We start from the raw sequence: 19,168 nt of genomic DNA, 5'->3' as shown, positions 1-19,168 counted from the left end.
TCTTCAGAGAATGGGGACCAGACCGGCGCCGAACGCCGTCAGCAGACGCGTATACAGCCATTTCGGCCCGACGTTGACTTCGGGAAAATCGCCGACGGCTTCATAGCAGCGATGGAACGCCGGATCGTTCGACGGCACCGGCACCGGACAGTCCGGGCCGGGCTTGAACTGGTAGCTGGTGGCGTAGCGCCACGGCCACAGGTCGAACAGAGGCAAGGCTTCGGACACTTTGCCCAGGCTGTAATCCAAGCCCGACAGCACCGGCGGCTTGGCGCGCGGTGCGATCACCCAGGAATTCTCCGGCGAGGTATCGCGGCGGATGCTCGCGGCCAGCGCCTGCGCGAAGGCGGCATCGTCTATGACCACCGCGCTCTCGGTGTTGTAGTTCTCCGAACGCGGATCGAAGTTGTGGGTGCCGATCACACCGATGCGGTTGTCTATCACCATCGATTTGGCGTGCAGCCCGAGGCGTACGCCCGCGCGCTTCAAGGGCAGCGGCTCGCTCGCCGCGCCGCTGCTGAGGAAGGAGGGGCGCGATTCGGTGCGTTGCAGCCGGCGGGTGGTCTCGCCTGCACCGGTCGATCCGTAAGACGGACCGATCGAACCGGACGGGCCGCGGAAACGTTCCCGGATTTCGATCGGCGGCCCATCCGGCATCAGTGCTGCGTAGTCCACCGGAGCGTCTTCGGGAAACGGTTTGTACTCGTAGATGCGGAAACCGAACTCGCGCAGATAACGGCGCTTGTACTTGAACGACATCGAATAGACCACCGCGTTGTCGGTGGCGGCCAGGCTGTTGGTGGATACGGTCACCTGCGGCGGCGGCTTGCGCTGGCGCAGTTCCCGGAACAGATCCTGGGCCGCGTCGGACATCACCAGGTAAGGCGTCTGTATCAGCACTTCCGATCGCGCGCCGGCGATCAGCGTTTTCAATTCCGGCACCGCCGGCGCCGCATTCGCAGGACGTTCGCGGCGGTGCTTCTGCGGCAGATCGGCGATGTATTTCACCGCGCCCACCGGCATCGCCGCCTGCGCCAGGCGCTCGCGCACCTGCGCCTGGTCGCTGGCTTCGGCCGACAGCGCCGCCACCCGGTCGGGGCGCAGGAAAGCGTCCGGCGGCATCGCCGGCACGCCCTCCTTCAGCAATTTGCGGCCGACATCGTTCAGGCGCTCCACCGGGATGCTGCGGCGCGCAGTCCAGAACGTCTCGAAATTGGCCGCCATCTCGCGCGCAGCCGGCCCCGCCACCAGCACGTCGCGGTCGCGGAAGTTGTACTCGGCGTCCCAGTCGAAATAGTCGTCCTGGTAATTGCGTCCGCCGGTGATGCCGACGGCGGCGTCCACCAGTATCAACTTGGTGTGCATGCGCTGGTTGAAGCGGCGGAAACAGCACAGCACGCTGCCGGCATAGTCGAAGTAGTTGAGCTTGGCCTTGCGGAAACTGGGGTTGTAGATGCGGATCTCGAAATTCATGTGCGAGCCCGACAGGGCTGCCAGGATGCCCAGATCCGGAATCGCGGATAGCTGGTCGATCAGCAGCCGCACCTTCACCCCGCGGCGCGATGCGGCCAGCAGTTCGTCCAGCACCAGCCGCGCGCTATCGTCCTTGTCGAAGATGTAGGTCTGTACGTCGATGCGGCTGCGCGCGCTGCGGATCAGGTTGATGCGCGCCAGCAGCGCATCGCTGCCGCGATCCAGGATCAGCGCGTAATGACGCGGCGCTTGCGTGGTGGATTCGGCGACGGCGCGGTCGCTGAGTTCGCGCAACGGCGAAGGCTGGGCGCATGCATTGGGCGCGCTGCAGTCCACCACGTGCGAGCGCGCCGCCACGGCGATCGAAGCGGCGCGGTTGCGCTGGGTCTCGGACAGGCTGACGCAGGCCGCGCACGACAGCGCCAGCCACACCACCAGGCCGCGGAAGAGCGGGTTCATGGCGCAACCTCCGCCTTCAGCCGCGCGCGCAGCACGAACACCACCCGGTCGCTGACCGCCATCATCCAATCGTCCATGTCGTAATCGCTGCGCCGCACCGCGCCGGTGGCGACCACGTCGCAATCCCGCGCCGGGCGCGAGCAGGAGGAAGGCGCCACCGTCAGCGTCTTGGGCCGGGTGATGCCGCGGATGCTCAAGTCGCCGGCCAAATCGCCGCCATGCTTCAGCAACTGCTCGTCGTAGGGTTTGGAGACGAACACCACCACAGGATAGCGCTCGGCCTCGAAGAACTGGCGGCCGCGGGTCCACTCGGAATAGCGTGGATGGCCGAGGATCTCCACCGAATCGGTGAACATGCGCAGCACCACCTGGTGGCGGCCGTCGTGCAGGCGCTTCACTTCGCCTTCGTAGCGTTTGAACTCCCCTTCCAGCTTCATGCCCCAGCGCGTGCGCAGCTCGAAGCCGAAACGCGACGCGGCCGGATCGAAGCCTTCGGCCCTCGCCGCGAGCGCGGGCCACAGGCACAGCACCATCAAGCCACACCATCCCCAGCGCTTGCGGCCGAACATTGGGACCGTCACGGCCACCAGAAGGCGGAGAGGGTCGCGACTCCCGGTTCGATGCCGGCGTCCGCCGGCAGCTTCAGCACCACCACCGACGCAACCGGCATGCCGCGGTAGTCGCCGGACTGGCCGCTGTGCATCAGCGCGGCCAGCCGTTCCAGCCCCGGGTTGTGGCCCACCAGCAACAGGCGCTCGGCTTCGCGGTTGGCGTCGGCCAGTTCGGCCAGGGTGCCGGCGGTGGCTTCGTAGATGCGCTCGTCCAGACGCTGCTCGACGTAGCCGATGGTCTCCAGCACCGCCTCCAGGGTTTCGCGCGCGCGCCGCGCCGGCGAGCACAGCACCCGGTCCGGCACCAGGCCCTGTTCGGCCAGCCAGCGGCCCGCCGCGGCGGCCTCGGCCAGTCCGTCCGGCGACAGCGGCCGGTCGAGATCGGACTGCCCGGCGGCGACGGGTTCGGCATGCGCATGGCGCAGGAGTATCAGTTCACGCATGGCATCCCTTTCGGTTGGAGCGCGCTTGGAGGAATCCAGTCTGGAACCCGGTTCAGGCCTTCTTGACCCATTTCAGCAAGGGATCCCAGTCGGCCTGATGGTCGCGCACCTGTGCTGACCGGTAATCGAACAGACTGCGGCCCAGGCCGGCCAGGACCACATAGGCCTGGGTATCGCGCAGCTGCGCGACCACCGGATAGGGCCAGGTCTTGAGCATCTCCACCGCCTGCTGCGAGGTGTTCGTCCACGGCTTGCTGCGGTTGACCACCAGACCTACCGGCAACTTGCGCTTGTGCACGCGCGGCACTTTGGACAACGAGTTCAGGAACCCCACGGTGGCCTCGATGTCCATCGCCGACGGCAGCACCGGAACCACGATGGCGTCGGCATGCTCGATGAATTGCTGCAGGTCGTCGGCCATGGATCCGGCCGGGGCGTCGATGACCACCCGTTCGGCGTCTTCGGGCAGCCAGCTGCGCCAGGGGCGCTTGCCGCTGGCGTCGATGGGAAGTACGGCGGTTTCCAGCTCGGCGCGGCGTTCGGCCCAGCGGGTGGAGGAGTGCTGGGGGTCGGCGTCCACCAGTACGGTGCGTTTGCCGTCCAGCGCGAAATGCGCGGCCAGGTTGGTGGCCAATGTGCTCTTGCCCGCGCCACCCTTGGAGCTGGCGACCAGAATCGTCTTCATGCGCACGCCTCGTTACCGGGAAGCCGCAGGGTACACCGGCCACGGTAAGCCGGGAACAGGCCGCCAAGCCTCCCCCTTTTGAAAAAGGGGGATTGAGGGGGATTTGCTCTTGATTCTTTACCTGCACACAGCAAGAGCAAGAGCAAATCCCCCGTAGCCCCCTTTTCCAAAGGGGGCAAAGCATAAAAGCGCAATTGCTTCGGTCATCCCGTTTTCCCTTTGCTATCGTGCGCGCTGCCATGGACCCGGACCGATCGTGAGCGAACTGCAGGACCTGACGGCGCTGATCCGCGCCAATACCCCTTTGATCGTCATCGAGACCCAGGACGAAGGCCGCGTGGTGGAACTGTTCCGCCAGGCCCTGTCCCAGGTCTGGCGCGCGCTGTACCGATGGTCGATCACCGAAGGCCTGCGCCGCATCGACATGGACCGCGAGGACGAGCCCGAAGGCCCGCCCGACGCCAGCGCAGCCTTGCAGGCGATGAAGCTGGCCGAGCAGCGCGGCATCTACCTGCTGCTCGATTTCCATCCCTACCTGGGTTACGCCAGCAGCCAGCGCCAATTGCGCGACCTGGTCCAGCGCCGCAACTGCCAGCCGCACGTGGTGGTGCTGGTGGGCGGGAAAGTGGAACTGCCGCCGGAACTGGAAGCGGCGGCGGTGCGCTTCAACCCGCGCCTGCCAGATGCCAACGCCCTGTTGAAGATGGTGCGCGAGGAGGCCGTCCACTACGCCCGCGAGAACGGCGGCCGCCGGGTCGAAGCCGATGGCGAGGCGGTACAGCAGATCGTGCGCAATCTGCAGGGCCTCAGTCTGCCCGACGCGCGCCGCATCGCCCGCCAGCTGATCTACGACGACGGCGCGCTCAGCGCCGCCGACCTGCCGCAGTTGTCCAAGCTGAAGTTCGAACTGCTCAATCGCAGCGGGCACCTGCACTACGAATACGACACCGCCCGCTTCGCCGAGGTGGCCGGTGCGCGCCGGCTGAAGCGCTGGATCGAGCAGCGCCGGGCGGTATTCGTGTCCGGTAACGCGCCGCCGGGGCTGGACGCGCCCAAGGGCGTGCTGTTGCTCGGCGTGCAAGGCTGCGGCAAATCGATGCTGGCCAAGGCCACCGCCGGCGGTTTCGGCGTGCCGCTGCTACGGCTGGATTTCGGCACCCTGTACGACAAGTTCCATGGCGAGACCGAAAAGAACCTGCGCAGCGCGCTGGCCTCGGCCGAACAACTGGCGCCCTGCGTGCTGTGGATAGACGAGATAGAGAAAGGCCTGGCCGGCGGCAGCGGCGAGGGCGATGGCGGCGTCTCGCGGCGGGTACTGGGTTATCTGCTGACCTGGATGGCCGAACGCAAGAGTTCGGCCGCTGGCGGCGGCGTGTTCATCGTCGCCACCGCCAATCAGGTCAGCGAACTGCCCCCTGAACTGCTGCGCAAGGGCCGCTTCGACGAAATCTTCTTCGTCGACCTGCCCGATCCCGATACGCGCGTGGAAGTGCTGCGCCTGCATCTGACCCGCCGCAAGCTGGAACCCGAGAACTTCGCATTGCCCGCACTGGCCGCGGCCAGCAACGGCTTCTCGGGCGCGGAGATCGAACAGGCCATCGTCGCCGCGCTCTACACCGCCCACGCGGAACAGAAGGCGCTGGATACCGACCTGTTGATGCAGGAAATACGCAACACGCGGCCGCTGTCGGTGATCATGGCCGAACAGGTGTCGGCGCTGCGCGCGTGGGCCGGTGAACGCACCGTGCCAGCCGACTGATCGCGCAAGAGATGTAGGAGCGGGCCCTGCCCGCGACGCTTTTCCGAGAGATCGTTCAGGAGCGTCGCGGGCAAGACCCGCTCCTACAACGATCAATAGCCCGCCGCCTGTCCGTCCTTGCGGCTTTCCGATGCTCCGAAATACACGCCGGTCTGCGGATCGCGACGGATCGCCTGGTAACCGCCATAAGGTCCCAGCGCCCATTCCAGATGGTGGCCCTTGTCCATCAATGCGCGCACGGTTTCGTAAGGAAATCCGCTTTCCAGCTGCACCACCCCGCCATCGCCCATCGCCGTGTTCTGGCCGGTGGGTTCGGTGTCGTTCTCGTGCTGGATGCGCGGGGCGTCGCCGGCTTCCTGCAGATTCATGCCGAAATCGATGAGATTCATCACGATCTGCACGTGCCCCTGCGGCTGCATCGCGCCACCCATCAGGCCGAAGCTGATCAAGGGCTTGCCGTCCTTGGTGACGAACGCGGGAATGATGGTCTGGAAGGGACGCTTGCCGGGTTCGTAAGTGTTGGGATGGCCGGGCTTGAGCACGAACATCTCGCCGCGGTCCTGCAGGATGAAGCCCAGGCCCGGCGGCGCCATGCCGCTGCCCATGCCGCGGTAGTTGGACTGGATCAGCGACACCATCATGCCGTCGGCGTCTGCCGCAGTCAGGTAGATGGTGTCGCCTTCGTCCAGTTCGGCCGGCGTACCGGGCTGCACTTCGCGCAGCGGCTTGTCGGGCGAGATCAGCTTGCGGCGCTGGTTCGCATACGCTTTGGAGATCAATTTGGCCACCGGCGCCGGCTGGAACGCGGGATCGGCGTACCAGCGCGCGCGGTCGGCGAAGGCGAGTTTCTTGGCTTCCACGAACAGATGCACGTGTTCGGCGCTGCCGTAGGGAATCTTCGAGAAGTCGTAGCCTTCCAGCACGTTGAGCATCTGCAGCGCGGCGATGCCCTGGCCGTTGGGCGGCAATTCCCAGACGTCGTAGCCGCGGTAGTTGGTGCTGACCGGCTCCACCCATTCGCCCTGGTGCGCGGCCAGGTCCTCGTAACTCAGGAAACCGCCGTTGGCCTTGAAGTAGTCGCCGATGGTGCGGGCGATGTCGCCCTTGTAGAACGCATCGCGGCCGCCGTCGGAAATTTTCTGCAGGGTGTCGGCCAGGTTGGGGTTCTTCCACAGCTCGCCGGTACGCGGAGCGCGCCCGCCGACAGTGAACTGTTCACGGAAGCCCGGATACTTGGACAAGCGCGGCACCGAACGGGCCCAGTAATAGGCGATGGTTTCGGCGACCGGATGACCTTCGCGCGCATAGCGGATCGCCGGCGCCAGCACGTCCTTCATCGGCACCTTACCGAAGCGGCCGTGCAAGGCGAACCAGCCATCCACCGCGCCCGGCACGCTGACCGGCAAGGGACCCAGCGGCGGGATGTCGGTCAGGCCCTGCTTCTGGAAATAATCGAGCGTCAGCGATTTGGGCGAACGGCCCGAACCGTTATAGCCGTAAAGCTTCTTGGTCTTCGGATCCCACACGATGGCGAACAGGTCGCCGCCCACCCCGTTGCCGGTGGGCTCCATCAATCCCAGCGCGGCATTGGCGGCGATGGCCGCATCGACCGCGCTGCCGCCCTGCTTCATCACCTCCAGCGCGATCTGCGTAGCCAAAGGGTGCGAGGTTGCCGCCATCGCGTGCGGCGCGATGACTTCCGAGCGGGTGGCGAAATCGCGGCCGGTGATGCGGTCGGCGGCGTGGGCGGACAAAGCCGTCGGCAACGTCAGCAGAAGCAATATCGCGATGCGCATCGTCGTTCTCCGCAAATCGGTTTTCAGGTGTCGGACATGCCGGCGTGCTGCACGCGAGGTTATCAGCTAGCTGCGCCTGAACCAGCCGGTGATGCTATAGCGGTCGTCCTTCGCCCATGGCGCCACAAGGCTGACCTGATGCGCCTGAGGTACGCGGAACAGGCTGAGCGAATTCCAGTGCGGGGTGAAGGTTTCGATCACGTTCTGTCCTTCATCGAGGAACTGCAGCAAGCCGCCCCAGTCGGCCTGCCACCCTTGGCTGAGGTTGATCACATAGGCAAAGGCCCGGTCCTCGTCGCCAGCCTTGTCATTATGCAGCTTGAGGAAATGGCCGGACCGGTAGCGCGCGGCGATGGCGCTGACCATGCGGATGGCGTTGTCACCGGTCAATTCGCGCGCGAATTCCAAAAATGGCGGGCTATTGAGGAAATCGACCACCACGTGCAGTACCAAGCCAGGATCGAGTCCATCGCGCCGGGCTTCGATCATCCGGTAGCGATCGAACACGAATTCGAAATCATCGCGGGCGCGCTGGTAAATTGCCTGAAGCAATTCGCGATGCATGGCCTCTGACGATATTGCGGCTTCCGCGCCCGCGGGCACGGGCCGATCGGTGCGCAATGCCGGTTGCCAGGGCACTTCATCCCTCAGGCACTGGCGCAGGCGCTCAGCAGAGGCCTCTTGCAGGAAACCCGGTATCTGCACCCGGCCCTGACTGAGCAGGCGCTGGCGGTAGGGTGCGATCTCCAACTCGTTGCTGATCATCCTGCGGCCCGCAGCGCGGTCATGGCGTGGACCGGATTCGCCACGATGCGGATTCTGGCATGGAGGGGCAGGCCTCAGGGCCAAGCCGGCGGTGCGGCCTGCCAGGCGGTATAGACTTCGGCCAAGCGCTGACGGTCCTGCTCACGCCAGTTCGGCAGCAGCATCGCGTAATTCGCCGGATCGCTCCATAGGGTGGGCTCGGTGCGCACCGCCGCGGCGTACCACTGCACCGCCTCGGCCTTGCGATCCAGGCTCCACAACGACAAGGCCATCGTCGGCGGCAGCCACGCCGGGTTGCCGAAACCGGCGGCCAGCTCGCTCCACAGGCCGTAGGCCTGCGCGTAGTCCTCATTGCAGTACAGATCCCAAGCATAGTTCCAGCGCACTGAACGACCAATGCTGCTGGTCGACGCGGTGCCGTTGACAGCCTGCTCGTATAGCGACTTGCCCAGCTCGGCCCGCTTGTCGGACATGGCTACGTGCGCCAGCTGCGCAGTCGCCTCGATCACTCGCCTGCCGCGTTCGCGCGCCTTGACCAGGCCCGCCGCCAGGGCCTCGCCCTCGCCCTCGACGACCACGATCTTGCGCGCCGTGGTCGCGTCGGCGTCGAAATAGAATTCCTTGGGCTTGATAGGCGTCTGCGCTTGTACGGCGGACGCGAGCATGGCCAGCATGGCAGCCAGAAAAATTCGAAATGGATTCACGCGACTTCCCCTAACCACAAAACGACCTCCCCGAGCCATCCTACCCGTTGCAGCGCACAACAGGTGAGTGAAATCGGTCACATATTACCGCGCTGATACAATTCCGCACCCTGCGCCGGGCCATAGCCGGCGCCGCCAGCCGCCTCCAATTCCCCGGGCCAGCCATGACCAGCACCGCCGAACTCACCTCGCCGTCTTCCGCCAACACCCCGGCGATCGACACGCTGGACAACGACTACACGCTCGAACACAAATACACCCGCACCGACGGCCGCATCTACCTGAGCGGGGTGCAGGCGCTGGTCCGGCTGCCGCTGATGCAGCGCCTGCGCGACCAGGCCGCGGGGCTGAACACGGCCGGCTTCATCAGCGGCTACCGCGGCTCGCCGCTGGGCGGCTTCGACCTGGAACTGTGGCGGGCCAAGAAGCATTTGGCCGAAGCGCAAGTGAAGTTCATCCCCGGCCTCAACGAGGACCTGGGTGCGACCATGGTCTGGGGCACGCAGCAGACCAACCTGTTCCCCGGCGCCAAGGTCGAGGGCGTGTACTCGATGTGGTACGGCAAGGGCCCCGGCGTGGACCGTTGCGGCGATGTGTTCAAGCACGGCAATGCCGCCGGCACCTCCAAACACGGCGGCGTGCTGGCGATGGCCGCCGACGACCACAACTGCCGCAGCTCCACCCTGCCGCATGGTTCGGAAGACGAGTTCGTCAGCGCGATGATGCCGGTGCTGAATCCGGCCGGCGTGCAGGACATCCTGGACCTGGGCCTGGTCGGCTGGGCCATGAGCCGCTACACCGGGCGCTGGATCGGCTTCAAGACCATTGCCGAGACGGTGGAATCGTCCGCCTCGGTGGAAGTGAATCCGTTCGCGCGGCGCATCGTGCTGCCGGAAGATTTCGAAATGCCCGTCGGCGGCTTGAACATCCGCTGGCCCGACCCGCCGCTGGACCAGGAAATGCGCCTGCACCGTTATGCGGTCAAGGCCGCGCAGGCCTTCGCCCGCGCCAACGGCGTGGACCGCATCGTGCTGGATTCGCCGCGCGCGCGCCTGGGCATCGTCACCACCGGCAAGAGCTACCTGGACGTCCTGCAGGCGCTGGAGTACCTGGGCCTGGACGAGCGCGCCTGCGCCGACATCGGCATCCGCGTGTACAAGGTCGGCATGACCTGGCCATTGGAACCGGTGGGCATCGCCAACTTCGCCCACGGTTTGGAAGACATCGTCGTCGTCGAGGAGAAGCGCGCCTTCATCGAGCGGCAGATGAAGGAACAGTTCTACAACTGGCCGGCCAGCGCGGGTCCGCGTCCTTCCATCGTCGGCAAGTACGACGAAGCCGGCGAATGGATCCTGCCGTCCACAGGCGAACTGACGCCCGCCACCATCGCAGGTGTGATCGGTCGCCGCATCCAGCGTTTTTTCACGACCGAATCCATCGAACAGCGTTTGCGCTGGATGGAAGAGAAGGAAGCGGAAATGGCGCTGCCGCGCGCCAACTTCCCGCGCGTGCCGCACTACTGCAGCGGCTGCCCGCACAACACGTCTACCGTGGTGCCGGAAGGTTCGCGCGCGCTGGGCGGCATCGGCTGCCACTACATGGTGACGTGGATGGACCGCGACACCGACACCTTCACCCACATGGGCGGCGAAGGCGTCACCTGGTCGGGGCAGGCGCCGTTCACCGAAACCGAGCACGTGTTCCAGAATCTGGGCGACGGCACCTTCTTCCATTCCGGCTCGCTGGCGGTGCGCCAGTCGGTGGCCACCGGCGTCAACATCACCTACAAGATCCTCTACAACGATGCGGTGGCGATGACCGGCGGCCAGCCGGTGGACGGAACGCTGAGTGTGCCGCAGATCGCGCACATGATGCGTGCCGAGGGCGTGCAGACGATCGTCGTGGTCAGCGATGAGATCGGCAAGTGGAACAAACCGGAGATCTTCCCGTCCGGCGTGGAATTCTTCGACCGCAAACGGCTGGACGACGTGCAGAAACAACTGCGCGAAGTGAAGGGCGTGTCCATCCTGATCTACGACCAGGTCTGCGCCACCGAGAAGCGCCGCCGCCGCAAGCGCGGCAAGCTGGCCGATCCGCAGAAGCGGGTGATGGTCAACACGCTGGTCTGCGAAGGCTGCGGCGACTGCGGCGTGAAAAGCTTCTGCGTGTCGGTGCTGCCGAAGGAAACCGAGTTCGGGCGCAAGCGCGAGATCGACCAGTCCAACTGCAACAAGGACTACAGCTGCGTCAACGGCTTCTGCCCCAGCTTCGTCACCGTGCACGGCGGCGGCCCGCGCAAGGGCAAGAAAAAAGATCCCACCGAGTTGCTGGCCAACCTGCCCGCGCCGGTATTCAAGGCCGATTTCCAGCAACCCTGGAATATCCTCATCACCGGCGTCGGCGGTACCGGCGTGGTCACCATCGGCGCGCTGCTGGGCATGGCCGGACACCTGGAAGGCAAGGGCGCCAGCGTGCTGGACCAGACCGGCCTGGCGCAGAAAGGCGGCGCGGTCACCACCCACATCCGCATCGCGCGCACGCCCGAACACATCCACGCCGTGCGCATCGCCGCCGGCGAAGCCGACGTGGTGCTGGGTTGCGACATGGTGGTGGTCAACGACTACTGGGTACTGTCGAAAGTGCGCGGCGAACGCTCGCAGGTGGTGCTGAACACCTACCAGGCCATGCCCGGCACCTTCACCACGCGTCCGGACATGGAATTTCCGGCGGCCGGCATTCTTTCCGCGGTCACCCAAGCGCTGGGCGGACGTGCGCCGCTGCAGGTCGATGCCACGGTACTGGCCACCGCGCTGATGGGCGACGCGATCGCAGCCAACCTGTTCATGCTGGGCTATGCCTGGCAGCAGGGCCTGGTGCCAATCTCCTACGAAGCGATCATGCGCGCGGTGGAATTGAACGGCGCGGCGGTGGAGATGAATCGCCAGGCCTTCGCCTGGGGCCGTCTGGCCGTGGTCAATCCAGCCGCGGTCGCCGAAGCGGCCGGCGTGATCCACAACGCGCAGACCGAATCCGAACGTACCCCGCACAACCTGCAGGTCCTGCCGCCTGGCGAATGGGAAACCAGCGAGTGGGCCAGCCCCAGCGCGCCGCGCACGCCGGACAACGAACACGAAGTGCGCGGCCTGCAGGACGCCGGCAACCACGACGGCAACGTCGCCTTCCTGCCGCTGGACGACCTGCGCCTGTCGCGTTCGCTGGACGAACTGGTGCAGCGCCGCGTCGCTTTCCTCACCGAATACCAGAACGCCGCCTACGCCAACCGTTACAGCGCGCTGGTCGACAAGGTGCGCGACGCCGAACACGTGCGCGCGCCGGGCTCCACCGCGCTCAGCGAAGCGGTGGCGCGCTACTTCTTCAAGCTGATGGCCTACAAGGACGAATACGAAGTGGCGCGGCTGTACACCAGCGGCGATTTCAAGCGCAAGCTGGAGCAGCAGTTCGACGGCGACTACAAACTGCACTTCCATCTGGCGCCGCCGCTGCTGGCCAAAAAGGACGCGCAGGGCCGGCTGATCAAGCAGGAATTCGGTCCGTGGGTGTTCAGCGCGTTCAAGCTGATGGCGAAGTTCAGGTTCCTGCGTGGCGGCATGTTCGACATCTTCGGCTATACCGAAGAGCGCAAGGGCGAACGCAAGCTGATCGGCGACTACGAAAAGACGGTCGGCGGGCTATTGGCTTCGCTCAACGCCGGCAATCTTCCGCTTGCCGCGGAAATCGCCAGCATTCCCGAGCACATCCGCGGCTACGGACACGTCAAGGAAGCGCATTTGCATAAGGCCAAGGCGCGGGAAGCGGCGCTGCTGGACAAGTGGAACAATCCGCGGGAGATCCCGATCGTGCAGGCGGCGTAGGACGCGGCCCACCACCTGCGACACGTGGGAGTGGGAGCGGCGTCCCGCCGCGAGCTCTTGGCCTACGCTCGAAATCGCTCAGGAGCTCGCGGCGGGACGCCGCTCCCACAGTCTTCGAGGTTGGGCGTTCGGAGAGGCTTTTTCCTCAATCTGTCGGCTTCGATTCGAGCGGTGACTGCGGCACCGTCGCGGGCGGCGTGACCGGCAGCGGCGCCTCGGTCCGCAACGCATCGAGAATCTTCTTCCCCGCGCGCCCATCCTGCGGCTGCAGTCCCAGCCGCTGCTGTTCGGCCACGATAGCGCGGCGGGTGAGCGTGCCTATCATGCCGTCCGCTTCGCCGATGGCGTGCCCGCGCGCCAGCAGCAGTTGCTGCAGCTGCCTGCGTTCGCCACGACCAAGTCCCGGATCGTCGGTCGGCCACGGCGTAACCAGCGCACCGCCGCCGCGCAGGCGGTCGGACAAGGTGGCGATGGCCAGCGCATAACTTTCCGCCGCGTTGTACGAATAGATCGCGTCGAAGTTGCGGAACACGAGAAAGGCGGGACCGGTCGCGCCGGCGGGCAGCAGCACGGCCGCTTGCGCATCGGTCGCCAGAAGCGGTGTGCCGTCGGTACGCGCGACCCCGCGTGCGATCCAGTCGGACAAAGGCCGCTTGTTCTTCCTTCCCGCAAGAGCGGCATCGAAACCCGCAGGCAATTTCACTTCATAGCCCCACGGTTCGCCCGTGCGCCAGCCGGCCTGTTTGAGGTAATTGGCGGTCGAAGCCAGCGCGTCCGCAATGCTGGCGACCAGATCGCGGCGCCCGTCGCCATCCCCGTCGACCGCGATGCGCTGGTAAGTGGTGGGCATGAACTGGGTGTGGCCGAAAGCGCCGGCCCAGGAGCCCGTCAAACCTTCGGGCTTCAGGTCGCCGGCTTGCAGCAGCTTGAGCGTGGCGAATAATTCGCCGCGGAAGAACTCCTGGCGGCGGCCGAAGCAGGACAGCGTTGCCAGCGAGACCAGCAGCGGCCGCTTGCCGAAGGTCTTGCCGTAGTCGCTTTCCACGCCCCATACCGCCACCACGGTCTGCGGATCCACGCCGTACTCCTGCGAAACCCGCGCCAGGGTCGCGGCATTGGCCTGCAACATGGCCTGGCCATCGCTGATGCGCTGATCATCGACCAGCGCGGCCAGATAATCCCAGATCGGCGTGGTGAACTCCGGCTGGGCATCCAGCAGCTCCAGCACGCCCATGTCCGGAACCAGGCCGCGGGTGCTGGAATCGAAGGTGGTTCGTTCCACGCCCGCCGCTTCGGCTTTTGTGCGCAGCCCCGCCAGACAGTCGTTGAAGACGAACTCGTCGGCGCGCGCTGTGTTCGACCATAGTGCTAGCGCCAACGAAGTGCACAGTAGCGTTTTCATGGCCATCTTCCCTCTCGTTTCGGCGGACCGGGTCCTTGTTCCCCGGAGTATCGCGCATGCTTCCGCAACGCTGGATGACGAGGGAACCCGTTGCGACGGGGTTTGCGCATTCGCGCATACGATTCCTTTGGGATCCCATGCACTAACGAACGACCCCATCTGCAACCATCACTTTCTCGGCGCGAGCAGTTGACTCAGGCGATCCGGCGTTCCCGCGATGCGCTGCAGATGCGGATACCGCAGCCCCTGGCGATACTCCACTCGTAAAGTGCGATAGGCATCTCCCTGCCTCACCAGCAGTTCGATCGCGGATTCCGTTGTTTTGGCGGCGGTGATCGCCCGCTTCAGGCGGTCGGCGTCGTAGGCCATGCCCGATACCGCCACGACCACCATGTCTTTCGCCAGACCGGCCAGATAGGCCGGGCTGTTCCACAGCACTGCGTCGACCTTTCCGTCGGCGCTGGCGATTTTCAATCCCAACGAGTAGCTGAAATCGTCGAACTCCTGGTCGCCTTCTGCTTCTGCGATGGCGGCATTGGGTTGCTCGTTGTAGACCAGCTTCCATCCTGCGCGTGCCAGGCCTTCCATCGGCGCGCCCGGACCATGGCCGTCCACGCGCTGGCGCAGGAACGCAGCCCAATCATGGGGCTGAACTGTCTGCAGCGCTCCGACCACGTCGTCGACCGCATAAGTGCGCGTTTCGATGCGGCCCGTACCGCCGCCGAAGAAACCGCGCGCGAAATCGTCCAGCGAGCGTTTGCCGCCGGACAGTTCCCGCAGCTTGGTGTCCACATCCAGCCACACCAGCGTGCCTTCGTCGTAGAAATCGTAGCCGCGCTGCCAGCTCTCCCACGCCTGCGGCGCATCGTTGAAATCGACGATGCCCTGATAGACGGTGTCCTGCAGGCTGCGCCACCCACGGCCGGCGCGATGGTCGAACAGGGCCGCACTGGCGGCCAGCACTTCCTGCGCCTGTTGCGGCGTGTACAACCCGGCGCGCGCGGCCAGTACCCAGGCCCAGAACTCGGTCTGGCCTTCGTAGACCCATAGCAGATCGTTCTGCATCGGCGTGTTGTAGTGCGGTGTCCACAGCAGCGCCGGACGCATGAACTTGCCGTTCCAGCTGTGCGTGTATTCATGCGGCAATAAGTAATTGTCGGTGAAGGGCGCCTCGCCGGTCAGATAACCCGGAAAGGTGCCGTTCTCGCTCGACTGATGGTGTTCCAGACCGATGCCGCTGAACTGGTCCGACAGCGCCAGCAGGAAATCGTAGTGCGCGAACGGGCGCGGGCCGAACACGAGGTCGGCCTGCTTCACCAGCGCACGGTGCGCGGCGAGGATTTCCGGCTTGGCATCGAGCAGCTCCGGCGCGTCGGCGATCACATTGAGGCGCACCGGTATTGCCGCGCCGGGATCCAGGTCGAACCGCTTGAAGTAGCGGCCCGCATAGACGGGGGAATCGACCAGATCGACGAGAGCGAGCGTCTGAAAGCGGTTCACGCCGCCATCGGTACCGGCCGTTTCAAGCGCGCTGCCGAATTGCCAGCCTTCCGGCAAGCGCAGGCTGGGTTCGAAACGGAGGCGGCGTGCATCGTAGCCGGCCGGATACAGCAACAGGCGCGACCACTGCACCGACATCAGCTCGGTGGTCATCGCTACCCGGCCCTGGTCGTCGGCGGTGGGCGAAAGCGATTGGAATTCGACATCGAGCGCAGCGACGCCCATCGGCACCTGCAGATGGAACGCGTAGACGTCCAACGGGTCCCGCCGCCATTCGATGCGCTGGCCGTTGCCGGATATCGACAGGCCCGCGAACTGGTTGATCGGGCCGGTGGCCGCATGGTTGCCGGGTATCCACTGCGGATACCAGAGCTTCAATGGACCCGGTTGGACCGGGATGCGTTCGCGCACCCGGTAGATGCGGCGCGACACGTCGGTGGCATCGACCGCAAGCGATATCACTCCAGGGTAATCGCGGTCGGAAACCGCGGACGCGGCGGCCGGCGCCTGTGCCCGCACGGAAAACGACAGCCCCAGCAAACAGGACAACAGGATCACGAGCCGCGCCATGCAGGTTCCAGTTCCGTGGGAAAGCGGCATTCTGGGCATGTCGGGCGAGGAACGACAAGCTTGCTGCCGGAATCGACCTGGCGGACGGAATCGTCGACCAGTTCCCTGAGGCACGCGGGACGACCGCGGGCTTCACGCGCTATGCGCGGCGGGATTTCCGAGTCTGTGCATGGAAAGCTGATCGAGTTGGACGACCTGATGCGCTGGAGACATCACTTTGCCGACGCAGTATTTCGACTTCACTCAATCTTTTTGTCTGTCTCCGGATCCTTCCAAGATAACTTCCGTCCCAATGCTCGGTGGCATAAGCGTCACGCAGTTATCACCTCCGTTAATGGCGGCTGGAGGAGAAATGAATCCGTTGCGTTTTTCTCGCTGAATACGCCGCAAAAAAATTGCAAAGTCTTCAATTACACAAGCAGTATATGACGCCTTTATGACAGCCCCTCCGCCGAGTTCGCGGACGGCGCTAAGTCATCCGCTTGGAGGGTCATATGCACGTCGCCACCGGCTACCAATCCCATTCCATCGCATACCTTGTCCCTCGCGGCCTGCGGCTCACACGGGATTTTTTGATCCTGCCGGATCGAGCGCATCGATGGTCCGTTGCAGCCGTGACCGGTACGATTTCGATTCTGATTGCCTGCTTCATAAGGTATGCGTATGTGGAGAGGTACCATCTGACGGGCAGCTTCTTCTATGGCCGCCTTCGGTTTTCCTTTATCGACAGGGGCTATCCCGAAATCTTCGGCTACGGCCTGGAACTGGCCGCCTGCGCACTGTTTGCCATGTCAGCCCGTGCGTATGGCAAGAAACAGTGGTATGCGTTCGCGGCGATCCTGTCGGTAACGTTTCTGGACGATGCGTTCGAACTGCATGAAGCGATCGGGCACATGTTCAATGCCGGACTGGGTCTGTCTCCGGTCGTTGGCGATCTGATCGGATTTTCCACGACGGGATTGTTGTCGGTCGTGTTCTGGCTCGCCGGCACGCGCCTGATTCGAGGGGAGGACGATTGGCTTTCCTATCTGGTCTTCACGGCCTACTTCGCGGTCTTGATCTTCTTCGGTGTCGGCGTGGATGCAGTACACGGGATGCTGGGAAGGAATGTGTCGCAGACCTTGTCGGCCCTGATCGAAGACGGCGGCGAACTGGTGATGACCGCCGTCATCAGCCTGTCCGCATTCGGCATGTGGCTGCGGCAAAGGCGCGCTGCGGTCGCCGGCAGCGTGCCGATGGATCCCGCATTTCCGAATCCTTGAACGCCCGGGCAGCAATCCCCCGCCGGATGGCATGCGGGCTACACCCGCCGCCCGCTCTCGCGCATCAGCGCATCGAAGCGGTCCCAGCGCATCCGCCGCCGGTACACCTTGTTGGTCGGACGCCATTCCACCGCGCCTTTGGACACCAGCAGCGTGCCGAAGCGCACGCCGTCCTTTTCCACTACGAACTCGACGTCTTCGCGTCCGAGCGTGCGCTCGGGAACGCTGAAGGTGACCTTGTGCGCCATGGCGGCATTCCCTGGTTGCACGGGCTCTTGCCCGTGTGCGCAATTTAACGCGGCGATGTAAATGCGGCGCCAACGCCACGACGCCACACCCGGCAGCGGTTGTTGGCCGGCATGGCGAAATCGTCGACCAACCGCAATCCGATCGTCCGCGCCAGCTCGTCCACGGCTTCGGCATCGCGGATGCCCATCCGTTCATCGCGCGCTTTCAGCGAGGCGTCGAACATGCGATTGCTGTCGCTGGTGAATTGCCCGCCGTAGTTGAAAGGCCCGTACACCGCCAATACCGCGTCGGCGGCCAGCGTTCTGTCCAGGCCCGCGAAGCAGGCTTCGACTTCGGACCATCCCATGATGTGCAAAGTGTTCGCGCTGAACGCGGCATCGAAGCGCCGTGCCGGCCAAGGCCCCTGTGCGACGTCCAGTTCCACCGGCGGCGGCGTATTCGGCAATGCCGCTTCGTCCAGCCATGCGCGGATACCCGGCAGATAGTCGGCACGGTCGGAGCATTGCCAGCCCAGCCACGGCATGGCCGCGGCGAAATGCACCGCGTGCTGGCCGGTGCCGCTGCCGATCTCCAGCACCTCGCGTACGTGCGCGAAGTGCTCGCGCAAGACTTCCAGGATCGGATCGCGGTTGCGCTCGCTGGCCGGCGAGAACGGTTTTCCGGTCGTCACGGCGGTCGCTCAGCCCAGCGAACGGACGTAGATCATCTTGTTGGAGCCGCTGGCGCCGCGCTCTTCGATGGCGAAGTACTTGGGCTGGTGCTTCAGCAAGTCGCTCAACTTGCGGTGCCCGTACAGGCGCGGATCGAAGTCGGGCTGGATCTTGTTGAGATAGCTGCCGACCGCGCCCAGGAACGCCCAGCCGTTGTCGTCGGAGGCTTCTTCAATAGCCTGACGGATCAAAGCCAGCGGCAGAGGCTCGGCGGATTTGTCTTTCGCTTCCGTCGCCGCCACGGCTTGGGTAGGCGCCACAGTCGATGCCGGTTGCGCCGGTGCGGACTTCGATACCGTCTTCTTCGCAGGCTTGGCCGTTGCCGGCTTCGCCGGCGCGCTGGCCGCGGCCTCCTTGCGCAGCACCTCGGTGTAGACGAACTTGTCGCAGGCGCGCACGAACGCATCGGGCGTCTTCTTTTCGCCGAAGCCGTACACGGTCAGGCCCTCCTCGCGCAGGCGCTGGGCCAGGCGGGTGAAGTCGCTGTCGCTCGAAACCAGACAGAAGCCGTCGAAGCGCTGCGTGTACAGCAGGTCCATCGCATCGATGATCATCGAACTGTCGGTGGCGTTCTTGCCGCTGGTGTAGGCGAACTGCTGGGCCGGGCTGATCGAGTGCCTGAGCAGCGCCGCCTTCCACTGGGTCATGCGCGGGCTGGTGAAATCGCCGTAGATGCGCTTGACGCTGGCCACGCCGTACTTGGCCACCTCGGCCAGCAGGCCTTCGATCACCGAGGGCTGGGCGTTGTCGGCGTCGATCAATACAGCCAGCCGCGGCTGGTCGTCGTCGTTGTCGGACTTGGCGTTGTTTCTGGGCTTCATGGATTAGTCCCTGGGAAGTTGGTGCGCCGATGCGAACCATACTCCCCTCATTCTCCCTACGATGGGACAAGCCCCCTCCCTTGCGAA

The 19,168-nt window shown here is 65.0% G+C and carries 15 protein-coding genes; 3 read left to right on the top strand and 12 right to left on the bottom strand.

The annotated features are described in order from the left end of the window. Window positions 1–3: 3 nt before the first annotated feature. Genes CSC73_RS07450 through CSC73_RS07435 form a run of 4 tightly spaced genes read right to left on the bottom strand, consistent with a single transcriptional unit; the run spans window position 4 to window position 3,671 of the window. Window positions 4–1,932, bottom strand: a complete 1,929-nt coding sequence (locus CSC73_RS07450; protein ID WP_163839814.1) for a phospholipase D family protein — start codon at window positions 1,930–1,932, stop codon at window positions 4–6. Beyond that, a complete protein-coding gene (locus CSC73_RS07445; RefSeq protein ID WP_163839813.1) occupies window positions 1,929–2,465 on the bottom strand; it encodes a YceI family protein in 537 nt (178 codons plus the stop codon). The genes CSC73_RS07450 and CSC73_RS07445 overlap by 4 nt, the downstream gene beginning before the upstream one ends. Before the next feature lie 44 nt (window positions 2,466–2,509). Next, window positions 2,510–2,986 carry a SixA phosphatase family protein gene (locus tag CSC73_RS07440; protein WP_163839812.1) on the bottom strand — a complete coding sequence of 159 codons (477 nt, stop codon included), beginning with the start codon at window positions 2,984–2,986 and terminating at the stop codon, window positions 2,510–2,512. 52 nt (window positions 2,987–3,038) lie between these two features. Next, the gene (locus tag CSC73_RS07435) at window positions 3,039–3,671 is read right to left on the bottom strand and encodes a ParA family protein (RefSeq protein ID WP_163839811.1); all 633 of its coding nucleotides are present in this window, start codon (window positions 3,669–3,671) and stop codon (window positions 3,039–3,041) included. Window positions 3,672–3,927: 256 nt separating this feature from the next. On the opposite strand from CSC73_RS07435, the gene CSC73_RS07430 reads away from it, so the two are divergent. Further along, window positions 3,928–5,430: an AAA family ATPase gene (locus tag CSC73_RS07430; protein ID WP_163839810.1), complete on the top strand. Its 1,503-nt coding sequence runs from the start codon at window positions 3,928–3,930 to the stop codon at window positions 5,428–5,430. A 92-nt stretch (window positions 5,431–5,522) separates the two neighbouring features. Here the strand turns inward: CSC73_RS07430 and ggt are convergent, their stop codons facing one another. From ggt to CSC73_RS07415, 3 genes are all read right to left on the bottom strand, one after another. Beyond that, on the bottom strand, window positions 5,523–7,226 hold the full coding sequence (gene ggt / locus CSC73_RS07425) for a gamma-glutamyltransferase (protein ID WP_163839809.1): 1,704 nt from the start codon (window positions 7,224–7,226) through the stop codon (window positions 5,523–5,525). Window positions 7,227–7,292: 66 nt separating this feature from the next. After that, window positions 7,293–7,991, bottom strand: coding sequence for a 2OG-Fe(II) oxygenase (locus CSC73_RS07420; RefSeq protein WP_163839808.1), 699 nt, complete (start codon window positions 7,989–7,991; stop codon window positions 7,293–7,295). 74 nt (window positions 7,992–8,065) lie between these two features. Beyond that, the gene (locus CSC73_RS07415) at window positions 8,066–8,665 is read right to left on the bottom strand and encodes a tetratricopeptide repeat protein (protein WP_163839876.1); all 600 of its coding nucleotides are present in this window, start codon (window positions 8,663–8,665) and stop codon (window positions 8,066–8,068) included. 194 nt (window positions 8,666–8,859) lie between these two features. On the opposite strand from CSC73_RS07415, the gene CSC73_RS07410 reads away from it, so the two are divergent. Then, on the top strand, window positions 8,860–12,567 hold the full coding sequence (locus CSC73_RS07410) for an indolepyruvate ferredoxin oxidoreductase family protein (RefSeq protein WP_163839807.1): 3,708 nt from the start codon (window positions 8,860–8,862) through the stop codon (window positions 12,565–12,567). A gap of 145 nt (window positions 12,568–12,712) precedes the next feature. Here CSC73_RS07410 and CSC73_RS07405 read toward each other — a convergent pair whose 3' ends face one another. Continuing rightward, entirely contained in the window at window positions 12,713–13,969 is a 1,257-nt protein-coding gene (locus tag CSC73_RS07405) for a lytic murein transglycosylase (RefSeq protein ID WP_163839806.1), read from the bottom strand. Between the two features lie 168 nt (window positions 13,970–14,137). Next, the gene (locus CSC73_RS07400) at window positions 14,138–16,039 is read right to left on the bottom strand and encodes a M61 family metallopeptidase (protein ID WP_163839805.1); all 1,902 of its coding nucleotides are present in this window, start codon (window positions 16,037–16,039) and stop codon (window positions 14,138–14,140) included. Between the two features lie 494 nt (window positions 16,040–16,533). Between CSC73_RS07400 and CSC73_RS07395 the strand changes: the two genes are divergently transcribed. Further along, entirely contained in the window at window positions 16,534–17,301 is a 768-nt protein-coding gene (locus CSC73_RS07395) for a hypothetical protein (RefSeq protein WP_163839804.1), read from the top strand. 38 nt (window positions 17,302–17,339) lie between these two features. Here CSC73_RS07395 and CSC73_RS07390 read toward each other — a convergent pair whose 3' ends face one another. From CSC73_RS07390 to CSC73_RS07380, 3 genes are read right to left on the bottom strand one after another with little or no spacing between them, the layout of a single operon-like run. Continuing rightward, the gene (locus CSC73_RS07390) at window positions 17,340–17,549 is read right to left on the bottom strand and encodes a hypothetical protein (RefSeq protein ID WP_163839803.1); all 210 of its coding nucleotides are present in this window, start codon (window positions 17,547–17,549) and stop codon (window positions 17,340–17,342) included. Window positions 17,550–17,593: 44 nt separating this feature from the next. Further along, the gene (locus CSC73_RS07385) at window positions 17,594–18,220 is read right to left on the bottom strand and encodes a DUF938 domain-containing protein (protein ID WP_163839802.1); all 627 of its coding nucleotides are present in this window, start codon (window positions 18,218–18,220) and stop codon (window positions 17,594–17,596) included. Between the two features lie 9 nt (window positions 18,221–18,229). Continuing rightward, on the bottom strand, window positions 18,230–19,081 hold the full coding sequence (locus tag CSC73_RS07380; protein WP_163839801.1) for an NYN domain-containing protein: 852 nt from the start codon (window positions 19,079–19,081) through the stop codon (window positions 18,230–18,232). Window positions 19,082–19,168 lie beyond the last annotated feature (87 nt).

This window comes from Pseudoxanthomonas sacheonensis, assembly GCF_010093305.1.
Lineage (GTDB): Bacteria > Pseudomonadota > Gammaproteobacteria > Xanthomonadales > Xanthomonadaceae > Pseudoxanthomonas_A > Pseudoxanthomonas_A sacheonensis.
This window is presented reverse-complemented; position numbering and strand designations above follow the sequence as displayed.

Coding starts and splice junctions, on each gene's coding strand:
- CSC73_RS07400 (WP_163839805.1), bottom strand. CDS start 16,039: ATGGCGCGGCTCGTGATCCTGTTGTCCTGTTTGCTGGGGCTGTCGTTT.
- CSC73_RS07440 (WP_163839812.1), bottom strand. CDS start 2,986: ATGCGTGAACTGATACTCCTGCGCCATGCGCATGCCGAACCCGTCGCC.
- CSC73_RS07395 (WP_163839804.1), top strand. CDS start 16,534: ATGCACGTCGCCACCGGCTACCAATCCCATTCCATCGCATACCTTGTC.
- CSC73_RS07380 (WP_163839801.1), bottom strand. CDS start 19,081: ATGAAGCCCAGAAACAACGCCAAGTCCGACAACGACGACGACCAGCCG.
- CSC73_RS07410 (WP_163839807.1), top strand. CDS start 8,860: ATGACCAGCACCGCCGAACTCACCTCGCCGTCTTCCGCCAACACCCCG.
- CSC73_RS07445 (WP_163839813.1), bottom strand. CDS start 2,465: ATGGTGCTGTGCCTGTGGCCCGCGCTCGCGGCGAGGGCCGAAGGCTTC.
- CSC73_RS07405 (WP_163839806.1), bottom strand. CDS start 13,969: ATGAAAACGCTACTGTGCACTTCGTTGGCGCTAGCACTATGGTCGAAC.
- ggt (WP_163839809.1), bottom strand. CDS start 7,226: ATGCGCATCGCGATATTGCTTCTGCTGACGTTGCCGACGGCTTTGTCC.
- CSC73_RS07415 (WP_163839876.1), bottom strand. CDS start 8,665: ATGCTGGCCATGCTCGCGTCCGCCGTACAAGCGCAGACGCCTATCAAG.
- CSC73_RS07450 (WP_163839814.1), bottom strand. CDS start 1,932: ATGAACCCGCTCTTCCGCGGCCTGGTGGTGTGGCTGGCGCTGTCGTGC.
- CSC73_RS07390 (WP_163839803.1), bottom strand. CDS start 17,549: ATGGCGCACAAGGTCACCTTCAGCGTTCCCGAGCGCACGCTCGGACGC.
- CSC73_RS07435 (WP_163839811.1), bottom strand. CDS start 3,671: ATGAAGACGATTCTGGTCGCCAGCTCCAAGGGTGGCGCGGGCAAGAGC.
- CSC73_RS07420 (WP_163839808.1), bottom strand. CDS start 7,991: ATGATCAGCAACGAGTTGGAGATCGCACCCTACCGCCAGCGCCTGCTC.